The sequence below is a fragment of the Streptomyces sp. NPDC059832 genome (assembly GCF_042731715.1).
Classification (GTDB): domain Bacteria; phylum Actinomycetota; class Actinomycetes; order Streptomycetales; family Streptomycetaceae; genus Streptomyces.
Genome location: NZ_JBHWIY010000019.1, coordinates 82,220 through 96,826 on the forward strand (window position 1 = coordinate 82,220; position 14,607 = coordinate 96,826).

Here is a 14,607-nt window from a genome sequence, read left to right on the forward strand (position 1 = left end):
ACCACGCGTGGCCGAGGCCGCCTCAGCCACGTTCATGTCCCCACGGAGACAGAGGCGAGGGGGCTGCGGTGGGGACCGCACAACGAAGAGACCGACAGGCGGGGAGCAGGGCATGCCTGTCCCTGAAACCAGTGGCATTCCTGTTGCTTGCCATGTGCGTGACACTCATCACCATCACCCCGGCCGCGGCCGACCCGCTCGGCGACTGCACAGCCACCAAGGGCGCGATCGTCGCTGTCGACTTCGGCCCCTTCGCAGGCAAGGTCGAGCGCGGCTGCGACACGACGCCGACGACCGGATACGAACTCCTCCACGAGGCGGGATTCACCACCGAGGGCACTCAGCACGACGGCCCGGCGTTCATCTGCCGCATCGGCCTCGGCTCCGGTACGCAGTACCCGACCACGGACCAGGAGTCCTGCGTACTCACCCCGCCGGCCACGGCCTACTGGTCGTACTGGATCGCTTCGCCGGGCCAGCACACGTGGACGTACAGCCAGTACGGAGCCATGGACCGCAAGCCGAAGGACGGCGACGTCGACGCCTGGGTGTTCGGCGGCACCGACATCGGCGGCACCACCGGCAAGCCGACGTTCACCCCCGACGAGGTGCGCGCCGGTGGCGGCACCGGGACTCCTGACCCCGGGGGCACGCCCACGGTCCCGGCCGGGGAGATCGACGTGGCGGCGGCGGCGACCTGGGTCGCCGGCACGCTCAAGGACGGCGAACGCGTCGTTGACGACGGCGCCGACACCCCCGCCTACCTCCTGACCACCGAGGCGGCCTACGCGCTGGCCGCGGCGGACGGCGACAGCGCGACTCTCGACAAGATCACCGCCTTCCTCGCCTCCCACACCGACGACTACACCTATCCGTCGGGCAAGGACCAGGCCCCCGACGCGGCGGCCGCGGCACGCCTGGCCCTTCTCGCCGAGGTCACGGGCGCCGACCCGCACCGCTTCGGCGGCCACGACCTGATCGCCGACCTCGTGGACAACATCTGTGCCGCGGGCCCCGACTCGGGCAGTCCCACCCCCGGTTGTACCGGCAAGGGCGATTTCAGGAACGCAACCTACGCGGACGGACAGGCACTTGCCGTGCTCGCCCTGCTCCGGGACGGCACCGAACCTCCGGCCGAGACCGTCGAGCGGCTGACCCAGTTGCAGTGCGACGACGGCGGGGTCACCAGCATCCTGATCCGCCCCGGCGAGAACTGCGACGGCGATCCCGCCACCACCGGCCTTGTGGCCCTCGCGCTGCATGAGGCGCACGGCCAGGACACGGCGGTGACGAAGGCCCGGACCTATCTCAAGAAGGCGCAGCGCGAGGACGGCTCCTTCCCCGGCTACACCGGGGCCACGTCCGGCAGCGTCTACGCCACCGGGTACGCCGCGCAGTCTCTCCGCGCTCTCGGCGACACCGCGCAGGCCGATGCGGCCGTCTCCTGGCTCTCGCGCGAACAGCTGGACGGCGGCGGGTTCGGCTTCGACGAGGGCGCCACCGTCGCGGCCCTCTACCCGACCGGCCCGGCGGTCCTGGCCGGGGCGGACACCGACCTCACCCGGCTCACGGCGAAGAAGCCGGACCCGACGGACCCGCCGACGACCGGACCGCCCGGCGGCCCGACCCTCCCGGCCAGCGAAGGCCCCGACCTGAAGAAGGGCGTGGGCTACCTCACCAGCGCGGCCAACCTCAAGCAGGGCCGGTACTACGCGGCCGGCCCAGGTGCCTCCCGCGCCGACTTCGGCCTCACCATCGACGGCGCCTACGCACTCGCGGCCACCGGACTGGACAACGACAAGCTCCGCGGCATCGTCGACTTCCTCGACGACGGCGGCAAGGACGGCGACGGCAGGACCCTCCAGGACTGGACCGGGACAGGTACGAAGTACGCACTCGGCGGCTCCATCGGCAAGGTCGCTCTGCTGGCCGAGGCCGTCGGCCGGGACCCGCGCTCCTTCGGCGGCAAGGACCTCGTCGCCGCTCTCGACAAGGCGGTGTGCACCGGGCCGAGCAAGGCTCCGGACCGCAGCTGTGCCGCCAAGGGGGCCTACACCTATGCCCCTTCCGTCTTCGCCCAGTCGCTGGCGATCATGGCCCAGTTGCGAGCCGACGAGAAGACAGCCGCCCAGAAGCCGATCGCGTACCTGGCGAGCCTTCAGCACGGCAGTGGTGCCTGGCCCAGCCTGATTCCCGCCACGGGGGACGCCGATGTCGACTCCACCGCCATCGCGGCCATGGCGCTGGACCTTGTGGGTGGTGAAAAGGCCGACAAGGCCGTCGACAAGGCGCTGACCTGGATCGCGAGCAAGCAGCTGTCCGACGGCGGCTTCCCGGGCGCGGCCGGCGACTCCGTCAACTCCGCCGCCCTCGCCGTCCAGGGGCTCGCCCTGGAAGGGAAGCGGTATGCCACCGAGATCGCCAAGGCCCGGAAGTTCCTCGCGGGCCAGCAGAACAACGACGGCGGGTTCAACGTGGCGAAGGAAGGGCAGCGCGGATCCGACCTGCGCGCCTCCACCCAGGCGGTCGGAGGGGCGACGGGTGTCTCGTTCGGCACCCTGGAGCGCAGCCTGACCGGCACCACGCCGCAGCCCACGCCCAGCCCCGGTGCCGCCACCCCGCAGATCGTCACCCCCGGGGACACGACAGGAGGGGCGGGCGGCATCGTCGACACCGACGCGGGCGGCTCCGGCGGGGGAGCGCTGGCCTCGACCGGCACGGGGATCGGTGCGCTCGTCGGTCTCGCGGCCGTGCTCGTCGGTGCCGGGTGGCGCGTGGTCGTCGTGGCCCGCCGCCGGGCAGCCACCGGGGGGCGGATATGACTGCCCCCGTGCGACGCAGGACCGTACAGGCGTCGGCAGCGCTCCTGCTGTCGACCGCCGTACTGACGGCCAACGCGCCGTCAGCGGCGGCGGATCCGCAGCCCATGGGCCGGTGCACCACCACATCCGGAGCCGTCCTCGCCGTCGACTTCAGCCACTGGGGCGGCCCGGTCTACCGCTCCTGCGGTACCACACCCACGACCGGCTACGAGCTGCTCAACCAGGGCGGCTGGCGCACCACCGGCACCGGCCACGACGGCCCCGCGTTCATCTGCCGCATCGGGTACAGCGGACACCGGGGCGGCAAGCAGTACCCGACACCCGAGCAGGACGACTGCGTCCTGACGCCACCCGCCTCCGCCTACTGGTCGTACTGGCACGCCGACCCGGGCGCGAACACCTGGGAGTACAGCCGGCTCGGCGCCATGCTCTACAAGCCGAAGCCCGGCAGCGTCGATCTGTGGATCTTCGGCGGCACCGACATCGGTGGCACCACGGGCCGGCCCGAGCTCACTCCCGACCAACTGCGCGCCCACAACACCCGGCCGAACGGCAACGCCGGGAAGCCCGCAGCGACCGACCGGGCTCCCGGGCTGCCACCGGGCACCGACACCGGACCCGAGCCGTCCGGGGACAAGAAGCCCTCACCGTCGAAGTCCGGTTCCGCCTCGGCGAATCCGTCGAGAAGCCCGTCGCCCAGCGCGTCGGCGTCCGTGTCGCCCAGCCCCTCCCCGAGCATCACCACACCCGTCACGGAGTCCGCGGGCCCCGGAACCAGGGTTGTCGACGCGGCCCCGACACCGGAGGCCGGGCACGACGCGGGTCCCCGCCTGCCGGTGGTGGTGGGCGGCTCGCTGATCGTGCTCGTCGGCGGAGCGGCCGTCCTGGCCGCCGGACGCCGACGCCGTACGGAGTAGCCGGGGTGTCGCACACCACTCCCGCAGCGACGACGCCCGCGTCCGGACGAGCACCGGACACGGGCGGCCGCCGCCTGCCCAGAACGCTTCATCCGGTCGCCTGGTGGATCTGGGCACTCGCCCTGGCCACCGCCGTCAGCCGCACCAACAACCCCCTGCTGCTGTTCCTCGTGCTCGCCGTTCTCGGTTACGTCGTCACCGCGCGCCGCACCGAGGCCCCCTGGGCCCGCGGTTTCAAGTACTACCTCTACCTCGCCCTCACCGTGGTCGCGATCCGCGTCCTGTTCCGGGCCGTCTTCGCCACCGGCATCACCCCTCACGACCACTTGCTCTTCTCGCTCCCGCACATCCCCACCCCCGACTGGTACGCGGGCATCCGGCTCGGGGGACCCGTCTCCCTGGAAGCCCTCCTCTCGGCCGCCACCGACGGGCTGCGCCTGGCCTGCATGCTCTGCTGCATCGGCGCGGCCAATACCCTCGCCAACCCCAAACGGGCCCTGAAGGTCCTGCCCGGTGCCCTCCACGAACTCGGCGTCGCCGTCACCGTCGCCATCAGCGTCGCCCCCCAACTCGTGCAGAGTGTGCAACGAGTGGCCCGCGCCCGCAGACTCCGGGCCGGGCGCGGCAAGGGGCCCAAGGCGCTGCGCGGCATCGTCGTCCCGGTCCTGGAGGACGCCCTCGAACGCTCGCTGCGCCTGGCCGCCGGAATGGACTCCCGGGGCTACGGACGCGCCGGGACCGCGACGCGCCGGTCCCGCCGTACCACCGGGGCACTCATGCTTCTCGGCATGTGCGGTCTGTGTACGGGGGCGTACGGGCTCCTCGACGCGACCACGCCCACCTTCCTCGGTCTTCCGGCCATGGTGGTCGGGGCTGTGCTGTGCATGGCGGGCCTACGTCTGGGGGGACGCAGGGTGAGCCGTACGACCTACCGGCCCGACCCGTGGCGGCTGCCCGAATGGGCTGTCACCGGAGCGGGTGTGTTCTCCGCCGTCCTGCTGTTCAGCAATGCGGGATACGACGCGTCCGAGCTCAATCCCTCCATCTACCCGCTCAGCTGGCCCTCGCTGCCGTTCGTGCCGACCTTCGCGATCCTGCTCGCCGGGACCGCCGGGTTCCTCGCACCGCCGCCGGCCCCGCCCCACCCGGTCGTTCCCCCGCAGCGCACCGAGAAAGCCGGAGCCACGTGATCACTTTCGATCAGGTCACCGTCCACTACGACGACGCGGCCGAACCCGCCCTGCGTGAGGTCGACCTCACCATCGAGGAGGGCGAGCTCTGCCTCGTCGTCGGTCACACCGGCGTCGGCAAGTCCACTCTCCTGGGTGCCGTCAACGGGCTCGTACCGCACTTCACCGGCGGCACGCTCCACGGCCGCGTCACCGTCGACGGCCGGGACACCGCCACCCATCCGCCCCGGGAGCTCGCCGACGTGGTCGGCGTGGTCGGGCAGGACCCGCTCGACGGCTTCGTCACCGACACCGTCGAGGAAGAACTCGCCTACGCGATGGAACAGTTGGCGATTGCTCCGGCGGTCATGCGCAAGCGCGTCGAGGAGACCCTCGATCTGCTGGGCCTGGCCGACCTCCGCCACCGCGCGCTGCACGAACTGTCCGGCGGACAGCAACAGCGGGTGGCGATCGGGTCGGTCCTCACCGCGCACCCCCGGGTCCTCGTCCTGGACGAGCCCACCTCCGCCCTGGACCCGACCGCCGCGGACGAGGTACTCGCGGCTGTCACCCGGCTCGTCCACGACCTCGGTGTCACCGTTCTCATGGCCGAGCACCGCCTCGAACGCGTCGTCCAGTACGCCGACCGCGTGGTCCACCTGCCGGGCGACGGGCGTGTCGTGCACGGTGCCCCCGCCGAGATCCTCAGGTCCTCCTCCATCGCTCCGCCGATCGTCGAACTCGCGCGTGCCGCCCACTGGCACCCGCTACCGCTGTCCATCCGCGACGCCCGCCGTGCCGCCGCCCCGCTCCGTGCCGCGCTGACCGGTGCGACGCCCGCCCCGGTACGTCCCGCCCCGGCTGCCGGCCGTCCAGAGCTGCTGATGGCCCACGGCATCACCGTCAGCTATCACGGCGTCCCCGCCGTCCGCGAGGTCGACCTCGCCCTGCGCGGCGGCGAGATCACGGCCCTGATGGGACGCAACGGTTCCGGGAAGTCCTCCCTGCTCTGGGCGTTGCAGGGATCCGGGCCTCGCAGAGCCGGGAGCGTGCGCGTCATCGGCGAGGGGAAACCGCGCGATCCGCACACCCGGTCCGCGGCAGAAGCGCGGCGGCTCGTCGGGCTCGTTCCGCAGACGCCCGCCGACCTGCTCTACCTGGAAAGCGTCAAGCAGGAACTCGGCCAGGCCGACAGCGAGTCGGCCGGCGGGAGCGGGAGCGGGAGCCCCGGGGCGCGGGACATCCTCGACCGCCTGGCCCCGGGCATCGACGACGAAACCCACCCCCGGGACCTGTCCGAAGGACAGAAGCTGGCCCTCGTCCTCGCGATCCAGCTCACCGCGACGCCCCAGGTGCTGCTCCTCGACGAACCGACCCGCGGGCTCGACTACCGGGCCAAGGCGGAGCTGACACGGATCGTCGCCGCACTCGCCGAGGAAGGCCGCTCGGTCGTCATCTCCACGCACGACGTCGAGTTCGCGGCCCGGACGGCCGACCGGGTCGTCGTCATGGCCGAGGGCGACATCGTCGCCGACGGGCCCACCGCCGAAGTCATCGTCGCCTCACCGGTGTTCGCGCCGCAGACCGCCAAGATCCTGGCGCCGCTGTCCTTCCTCACCGTCGACCAGGTGACCTCGGCATTCGGCACGGGCGGTGCCCCACTTCCTGACCGCGAGGACCGGCCATGAGCGCCGAAGGCACGACGGCCATCCGGCTCGGCCCCCGGGTCTCGCTGGTCATCGCCCTGGCCGCCTTCCTCGGCGTGGTGGCCTTTTTCTGGCCCTTCGTCGTCGCGCCCGGAAAATTCGGCTCGAACTACACCCCCACGCTCATCTTCGGCGTCCTCCTGGTCCTCGTGCTCTGCGTGGTGCTCTCCGAGATAGCCGAAGGCGGCATCAACTCCAAGGCCCTGGCCATGCTGGGCGTACTGTCCGCCGTCAACGCGGCCCTGCGCCCCCTGGGCGCCGGAACGGCCGGCATCGAAACGGTCTTCTTCGTCCTGGTCCTGGCGGGGCGCGTCTACGGGCCGGGCTTCGGGTTCACCCTCGGCTGCACCTCGCTCTTCACCTCCGCGCTGATCACGGGCGGTGTCGGACCGTGGATGCCGTACCAGATGTTCGGCTGCGCCTTCGTGGGCATGCTCGCCGGATTCCTGCCCCGCGCCGCCGGCCGTCGCGAGGTCCTGATGCTCGCCGCCTACGGATCGGTCTCGGGCTACCTCTTCGGATTCCTGCTGAACCTTTCCTTCTGGCCGTTCTCCCTCGACCCGAACAGCTCCATCGCCTACCTCCCAGGACTGCCGTTCACGGAGCAGTGGCACCGCTACCTGGCCTTCGACCTCGCCACCTCGCTCGGCTGGGACACCGGGCGCGCGGTCACCAACTTCGTCTGCATCACGCTGGCCGGCCCGGCCGTACTCACCACCTTCCGCCGAGCCGCCCGCCGCGCCCGCTTCCGGGCTCCGGTCCGCTTCGCGCCCTCCCGCCCGGCCGCACCCGACAGGAACCGGGGCCGACGGCGCGGAGAGCACGACCGGGGATGGCGACGGCGCTAAGGCGTGCTTCAGAAGTCCGGTCTGTCTCGCGGGGTCTGGCGCGCACGCTCGCCGCGTTGCCGAAATGCCCTGGTAGCTCCGCTACGAGGGCACCCCGGCGCCTTGTGATCGCACGCGCCGGACCCCGCGAGACCCGCCCTTTGGGCGGACGACGCTACTTCTGAAACAGGCCCTGGCCCGTCCCGCCTGCCCGCGAACGGTCCAGCCAAGGGCCGAACTCGCTCTCCCGGACCAGGCGGCCGAGCTTGCGGTACTCCTGGAGCACGGCCGAGACGATCTGCTCCATGCCGAGCGGACTGCCCGATTCCGCTGCCAGATAGGCGGCGGTCACCGCACAGGCACGGATCGATCCACCCGCCAGCTCGAAGCGTCCCGCGCAGAATTCCAGGTCGAGCCCGGCTTCGCGGGGGATCGCCGTCCCGAGGCAGCGGTCCCACAGGGCCAGTCGCTGCCGGGCGTCCGGCATGGGGAACTCCGCGATCACATCGAGGCGCCGGGTGAAGGCCTCGTCGAGATTGCCCCGCAGATTGGTGGTGAGCACCGCGATCCCGTCGAAGGACTCCATCCGCTGCAGCAGATAGGCCGACTCCACGTTGGCGTGGCGGTCGTGCGCGTCCTTGACCTGCGAGCGCTTCCCGAAGATGGCGTCCGCCTCGTCGAACAGCAGGATGCCGTTGACGTCGGACGCCTCGACGAAGATCCTTTCGAGGTTCTTCTCGGTCTCGCCGATGTACTTGTCCACCACGGTGGACAGATCCACGACGTAGAGTTCCATGCCGAGCTCCGACGCCACCACCTCGGCGGACATGGTCTTGCCGGTGCCGGACTCGCCCGCGAACAACGCGATGATCCCGCGCCCCCGGCCACCGCCGGGACGCATCCGCCACTGCCCGAGCACCTGCTCGCGGTGGCGTGCCCGCAGGGCGAGTTCGGACAGCTCGTGGCGGGTCGCGACGGGCAGCACGAGGTCGTCCCAGCCGACCGCCGGCTCGATGCGACGGGCGAGCCGTTCGAGCCCCGCGCCGTTCTGTGCCCGGACCGCCGTGCGCAGATCCTGCGCGTCCACCGGACGGTCCTCCAGAACAGCCAGCCGGGAGGCGACAACGGCGGCCTTGCGCACCTGCTCGGAGTCGAGCCGGTAGGAGGCGGTGGCCTCGATGAGTTCCTCGCCGGCCGCCACGCTCCCGGCGGGCAGCCCGACCGACGTGCCGGCCTCGGCGAGCGCCCGGCGCCACTGCCGTGCCACGCCTGCGGGGCCGGGGGACAGGACGTGGACCGGAACCGGGCTCTCCCCGGTCCACAGGGGATCCCAGTTCTTCTTCCCGTACGCGACCAGAGGAGCACCGCCGACCGCCGCACAGAGGCCGCCGAGCAGCCGGGCTCTCTCGGGCCGCTCTGGGGCGAGCGCTTCCAGTGGCCCGAGGACGACCCCGCCGCCGCTCAGCCGGGCCTCGGCCGCCAGGGTCCGTACGACCTCCGCCGGTTCGGGAAGGGCGGCGAGGGCCGCGATGTCGACCACCAGCGCACGACGTCCCGCGGCGAGAAGCGCCTCGACCGCCAGTCTGCCGGGGTCGCCTCCCCGGTCGAGCAGATGCACCAGGCCGCTGCCCGTGCCCAGTGCCGCCGCGACCCGCAGGGCCTCCGGTCCGGTGTCCGGCTCCGCCGCGTGCGCGACCGCCCGGACGAGGCCGCGCAGCCTCCCGTCGATCTCGTCGTCGCCGAGCAGGTGGGCGGTGATCCGGTCCGGCACGCGCAGCACCCGTGAGAGCAGCGGGCGGTCGGCCTCCAGGACCTCCAGCAGTCCGCCCGCGACCAGTGGGGCGGACGGCGAGAACCGGAAGCGGCCGGAGCTCGCGGCGGGCAGCCCGCAGAGGTCGAGCGCCAGGCCGATGGTGGGCCTGCGCCGGGTGAGGTCGTCGTTGAGGTAGCCGTAGAGCCGCTCGAACCGGTTGTCGATGTCCGGGGCCATCGCGACCAGCAGCAGGTCGATGTCCAGCGGCACCAGACCGAAGTCCTCGGCGAGTCGCCGGATCCGGCTCCCGGGCGGTGACTGCGGCGAAGGGTCGGAGCCGTGCGCCGGTACGGGTGCGAACGCGTCGCGGGACTCCACGATCCGCGCGGCCGCCTCGGGGGTGAGGTACTGCCCCCGGTACGGATCGTCCGGTTGCGGGTCGGCGGCACGCCGGAGAGCCACGGCGTTCCTGACCCGCTGCTCGACGTGGACCAACTGCTCCCAGAGGTCCTCGATGACCGCCGTCGGGGTGTCGGCCGGTTCGCGGACGGCACGGGTGCCCTGTGTCGTGGTCATCGGGCCGCGCCCCCGCGCCTGCGCCGGCCGGGCGGCAACTGCCGTTCCCGTTCCGCGGCGAAGCCCTGCGCGCCGGGGTCGGACGCCCCGTCGTAGCGCAGCCGGCGCCCCGGTCCCGCACCGTCGCCGTCCCGTCCGGGCGCGGTCCTCACCACCAGCCCCTCGGTGACCGGCGGGCCGGCGTCGGTCCGTTCACCGGCCAGCGGTGCCCACACGCGCAGGTCGATCGCGGCCTTCAGCTCACCGCCGAGCGCGGACCAGACGTCCGAGGCGGACGGCCCGTCGGTGCCCGGACCCGCCGCCTCGATCTCCACGGCCAGCCCGAGCTCGGCGAGGCTGCCCGTGTGCATGCGGGAGGGCAGGACGTCCGACCGCACGAGGCAGCGCAACACCTCGGCGAGCAGGCGGTGTTCGTCCTGCGGGCGATTGGTCCAGGCGGTCACCAGATAGGTCAGCTCGAACCAGCGCGGCGGGGTCCGCCAGCCGATGACCATTCCCTGGTCGTCGTGCTCCTCGGCCGTGCCGGTGCGGCGGCGGGCCGCGTCCTCACGGATGCGGTGGAGGAAGACACTGATCGTGGGAGCGTTGCGCCGGGCGGACCAGTCCTTCGTCGGTGCGTCGAAGACCAGGTCGACGCCGCTCTCCTGGAGGCCGGCGTCGACCAGCAGCAGCCGCAGCCCCTCGTCCACTTCGTGGATCATCGGCGCCCCACCTCGTCCGGCGGGACGATGGTGCCGGCGACCACCAGGAAGGGCGTGGTGACCGGGCTGAACCCCGGTCCGCTTGCGGTGATCGTGCGCGGCCCCGTCTGGTCCTTCGCCAGGATCAGCAGCTGCGCGATGAACGTACGGTCCCGGCGCGGGAAGGTGGGCGTTGCGGCTGCCGTGATCCCGGGCTTCCAGCTGAGCTTCACCGGTGCCCCGGGCGGGAAGTCCTTGCCCCGTACGGAGGTGACGAACCCGGGTTTGCCGACGGCGGGCACCGCGACGATCCGGGGCTGGAGGATGCGCAGCGGTTTCCTGGAGACGTTGTCGCCGGTGTCGGCGTCGGTGCCGGTCGTGGTGAGCGTTCCGGTGATGGTCGTCCTCAGCGCCCGGTCCGGCTTGAGCACGACACGGACGACCGTGGAGGCGCCCGGTGCCAGGTCGGGCAGCGTGCACACACCGGCGGCGCAGCCCGCCGGAAGCGGACCCGCCGGGATCCGCGCGGGCAGTCCGAGTCTCAGCCGCAGACCGGTGGCGAGCGCGTTCCGGCCGTTGCGCACGGTGTACGTCACCACCACCCGGCCGCCGACGAAGCCGGGGCTGGGCTGTGCCCGCACCGTGACGCCGGGCCCCGCCTTCGGCTCGGGCTCGGGCGCCGGAGGCCGGGGCGGCGAGGTCGTGGGAGAAGGGGTCGGCGTGGGTGTCGGAGGCACGTCCTGGACCGGCACGGTCGTCTCGGTGGCATTGTCCGTGGGGTTCGGGTCGACCACGGCCCCGGTCACCGACCAGCCGATCCGCTGGTCTCCCGTCGTCACGCCGGTCAGCCGAGCGGTGACCTCCACACTGGCCCCGGGCGGGAGCACGCCGAGGTCGCACTGGGGCGACTCGGTGGCACAGGGCCCGTCCGGGGTGGTGAGCTCCTCCAGACGGACGCCGGGCGGGGCGTCGACGGTGAGCACGGTGCCGGGCGAGGGCGCCGGACCCCTGTTGGTGACGGTGACCGTCACCGACACGGAGGAACCGACCTCCACCGCGGGTCCGGTGGGCGGTGCGGTCAGGGTCAGGTCGACCGACTGCTGGAAGGCGGGCTCCTTCTGCCGCCCGGTGAGTCTTTCGCCGAACGGCGTCAGCGTGCCGGAGGAGAGGTCGAGCATGGACAGCTGCTCCGGGGAGTTCGGCGCGAGCGCCCTGCGTGAACTCAGTACCAGCCGTCCCGCGTCCGGCGACCAGGCCACGTCGCGGGGCTGGAAGGGCCCGGTCCGCGAGGTGTCGGGGATGTCCTGGTGGCATGCGTCGGGGTTGTTCCGCTGGACGGACGGAAGCACGACCCGGCACTCGCCGCCGGTCAGCGAGGTCACGATGATTCCGGCGCGCTCGTTGACCTGGCCGCCGCCGTCCTTCCGGTTGAAGGCGATCGAGCTGCCGTCGGGGGAGAAGGCGGGGCTGTCGTCGATCTTCTTGCATTCACCGGGGCAGATGGTGACGCTGAGGTCCCGCTGCTGGTCGAGCGCCGCCACCGGCACGGTCCAGACGTGCTTGATGCCGCCCAGCCCCCGGATCACGTGGTTGCGGGTGAACGCGAGGGTGGTGCCGTCGGACGACCAGGACGGCTGCGCGTCACCTCCTGCCAACTGGCCTTCCGGCGGAACTATCCTGCCTTCGATCGCCCCTGTTGCGACGTCCGCGATGAGAATGCTGCTCGGCCCCGGCTGCCCGTCGACCCTGCCGGGAGAGGTCCTGGTGAACGCCAGCTTGGTGCCGTCGGGCGAGAACGTGGGGTCGGTGTCCCAGTCACGGGGACCGCGCCCGTCGAGCGGCATCGCTGCCTCATGGGTCCCGTCGGCGTCGGCCAGCCAGATCCGCTCGACGCGCTCCTTCTCCGGACCCTCGAAGCGGGTCAGGACGATGCGCCTGCCGTCCGGTGTGTAGTTCTGCCGCTCGGTCCAAGGGTCGTAGGCGTCCGCCGGATTGAACAGCGGGTCCTTGGCGGGGTCGGTGTTCGTATTGGCCTCCGGGTCCTCCTTCAGGATGGGGAGCCCGAGATCCCGCGGGTCCGAACCGTCCTGCCTGACGTCCTGGAGCGTCACGTCGTTCGCCTCGCGAGGGGTCCGCCGTGCCACGACGGTGGTCCCGGAGTCCGCGGGCCCCATCCAGGTGGGCGATTCGACCGCACGGTCCTCGCCGAGCGTCAGGCCCGGCTCGTTCCCGTCGAAGGCGGTCGTCCGGTAGACGTGGTCGTAGTCCTTGCACCCGCAGGTCGTGTCGGGGCTGAGGAAGAGCAGGCCGTTCCCGTCCGGCAGCCAGGCGGCCGAGCGGGTGCGCCAGTTCGCCTGGACACCGGCCAGCAGGGGACGGTCGGTCCCGATTCCCTCGGTCACCCGGAGCCGGGGTCCCGTCTCCTCGTCCGCGGTGAGGGTGTACGCCACAAGGGCGCGGTGGGAGTCGTCGTCCACCGGGTTCCACTCCGGCTCGGTCGCGTCGCCGGGCGGGCCGTCACTGATCACCCGCGCCGCGCCGCCGGCCACGGCCTGTTCGTAGATCAGGCCGGTCCGCCCGGGACCGGAGTCGCAGGAGTACGCGATCCGCGAGCCGTCCGGGGAGAAGGTCGGAGAGGTCTCGTTGTTGGGGGTGTCCGTCAGCCGCCGCAGGCCCGAGCCGTCGATCCCGACGGTCCACAGTTCACGCTGGACCACACCGTCCGGCCCCCGCTCCGCGGAGTCGAACACCACGGTCCGCCCGTCCGGGGAGAGTTCGGGGTGTGCGGCGTCCCGGCCGGTGGTGAGCTTGCGCACCGCTCCGCCCGCGTCGCGCACGTACACCTGCGGGCGCACGCTGTCGCGCAGGCTGGTGAAGACCAGTAACTCGCCGCGTGCGGAGGGGTCCTGGTCGTAGTGGACCGGTCCCGAGCCGAACAGCGGGGCGCTGGTGGCCGGGTCGGTGACCCGGCCGAGGCTGCGGTGTTCGGTGCCGGCGTAGGCGATGCGCCCCGCGTCCGCCGGCGTTTCGTCCGCCGCCGCGGCGAGCCTCGGCGCACCCTGCGGGGCGGACGCTGAACCCGCCACCAGCAACGGCGCCAGCAGCATCAAAGCGCCCGTCAGTCGGCCCAGCCGGGTATGCCTCGCAGGGCCAGCAGTGCCGGTCACGGCCCACCTCACAGTCCTGTTGATGACTCTCCAAGACAAGCATCGTGCCCCTGCGGCGCCAAGGACAGGTCCCAAGTACCCGGAGCGGGGGAAGCGGCTGTTGCCCTTTGCGGCGCCCTCCCGGCCCCTCGCCCGGCCGCTCCGGCCACGAACCCCGGCGGCCCCCCGCGCGGCCGCGTCCGCGACGCCGTCCGCACGGGAGCCCGGGGCAGGACTCAGATGAGTCCGTGTCGCATGGTGTAGCCGACGGCGTGGGCCCGATTGCGCAGTTCGAGCCGTGTCACCACCTCATGCAGAACGTTCTTGACGGTGCGTTCGGAGTACGAGGTCTTCTGCGCGATCTCCGCGGTGCCGTAGCCCTCCGACACCAGCCTGATCATCTCCGCCTCGCGCGTCGTGAGGGTGGAGAGCGAGAGTCCCCGGGGGTCGAGGACCGTGCGCTGGAGGCTGCTGACGTGGTCGAGGAGCTTTCCGAGCAGGTCGCCCGGCAGGACACCTTCACCGTTCGCCATCGCCGTCACCAGGTGGACGAGACTGTCCTGGTCGGCCTCCCCGCGCCTCAGTACGGCGGCGACGCCGCACTCGATCATGGTCTGGAGCGCGCCCGATTCGAAGAACCCGACGACGAGTCCGGTGCGGGTCGAGGTATTGCGCTGGAGACGCTGCAGGAGCTGGACGGTGCGCTCGTCCACCATGTCCACTACTACTAAGGAGACTTGGGCCCGGTCCGCCTCGGACTCCGATACGAGCTCTATCTCGGGCCGTGGGCGCATCTGGTGCACCACACCGGTCCGCAGGATCAGGTCCTCCGCGTACACGGCTACGGAGACTCTGCTCCCGGGAGCCTCCTTGGCCCCGCTCCCGGCGGAGCGCTCCGAAGCGGTGGGCCTGCGGAACTGACCGCGCTCCACTGCCCTGTTCTGCGTGTCTGCTGTCGTCGTCATTCGATTGTGTGCCTGTCTTTCTCAGATGCTTCTGTCCGATACGCCT

General features: G+C 72.0%; 9 protein-coding genes. 5 read left to right on the forward strand and 4 right to left on the reverse strand.

Going from position 1 to position 14,607, the window contains the following annotated elements; genetic code table 11:
* Positions 1-152 precede the first annotated feature (152 nt).
* Genes ACFV8T_RS28750 through ACFV8T_RS28770 form a run of 5 tightly spaced genes read left to right on the forward strand, consistent with a single transcriptional unit; the run spans position 153 to position 7,462 of the window.
* On the forward strand, positions 153-2,822 hold the full coding sequence (locus ACFV8T_RS28750) for a prenyltransferase/squalene oxidase repeat-containing protein (protein ID WP_385333012.1): 2,670 nt from the start codon (positions 153-155) through the stop codon (positions 2,820-2,822).
* Entirely contained in the window at positions 2,819-3,739 is a 921-nt protein-coding gene (locus ACFV8T_RS28755; protein ID WP_385333015.1) for a hypothetical protein, read from the forward strand. The genes ACFV8T_RS28750 and ACFV8T_RS28755 overlap by 4 nt, the downstream gene beginning before the upstream one ends.
* Positions 3,740-3,744: 5 nt before the next feature.
* Positions 3,745-4,929 (forward strand): CbiQ family ECF transporter T component, encoded by a 1,185-nt coding sequence (locus ACFV8T_RS28760; protein WP_385333018.1) that lies wholly within the window; start codon positions 3,745-3,747, stop codon positions 4,927-4,929.
* Complete coding sequence (locus tag ACFV8T_RS28765) at positions 4,926-6,596, forward strand: ABC transporter ATP-binding protein (protein WP_385333021.1); 1,671 nt, start codon at positions 4,926-4,928, stop codon at positions 6,594-6,596. The genes ACFV8T_RS28760 and ACFV8T_RS28765 overlap by 4 nt, the downstream gene beginning before the upstream one ends.
* On the forward strand, positions 6,593-7,462 hold the full coding sequence (locus ACFV8T_RS28770; RefSeq protein WP_385333024.1) for an ECF transporter S component: 870 nt from the start codon (positions 6,593-6,595) through the stop codon (positions 7,460-7,462). The genes ACFV8T_RS28765 and ACFV8T_RS28770 overlap by 4 nt, the downstream gene beginning before the upstream one ends.
* A gap of 154 nt (positions 7,463-7,616) precedes the next feature.
* Here ACFV8T_RS28770 and ACFV8T_RS28775 read toward each other — a convergent pair whose 3' ends face one another.
* The 4 genes from ACFV8T_RS28775 to ACFV8T_RS28790 form a co-directional block, all read right to left on the reverse strand.
* Positions 7,617-9,770 (reverse strand): AAA family ATPase, encoded by a 2,154-nt coding sequence (locus ACFV8T_RS28775; RefSeq protein WP_385333027.1) that lies wholly within the window; start codon positions 9,768-9,770, stop codon positions 7,617-7,619.
* On the reverse strand, positions 9,767-10,471 hold the full coding sequence (locus ACFV8T_RS28780; protein WP_385333031.1) for a DUF4255 domain-containing protein: 705 nt from the start codon (positions 10,469-10,471) through the stop codon (positions 9,767-9,769). The genes ACFV8T_RS28775 and ACFV8T_RS28780 overlap by 4 nt, the downstream gene beginning before the upstream one ends.
* Complete coding sequence (locus tag ACFV8T_RS28785; RefSeq protein WP_385333135.1) at positions 10,468-13,557, reverse strand: hypothetical protein; 3,090 nt, start codon at positions 13,555-13,557, stop codon at positions 10,468-10,470. The genes ACFV8T_RS28780 and ACFV8T_RS28785 overlap by 4 nt, the downstream gene beginning before the upstream one ends.
* A gap of 275 nt (positions 13,558-13,832) precedes the next feature.
* A complete protein-coding gene (locus ACFV8T_RS28790) occupies positions 13,833-14,561 on the reverse strand; it encodes a LuxR C-terminal-related transcriptional regulator (RefSeq protein WP_385333034.1) in 729 nt (242 codons plus the stop codon).
* Positions 14,562-14,607: the final 46 nt, after the last annotated feature.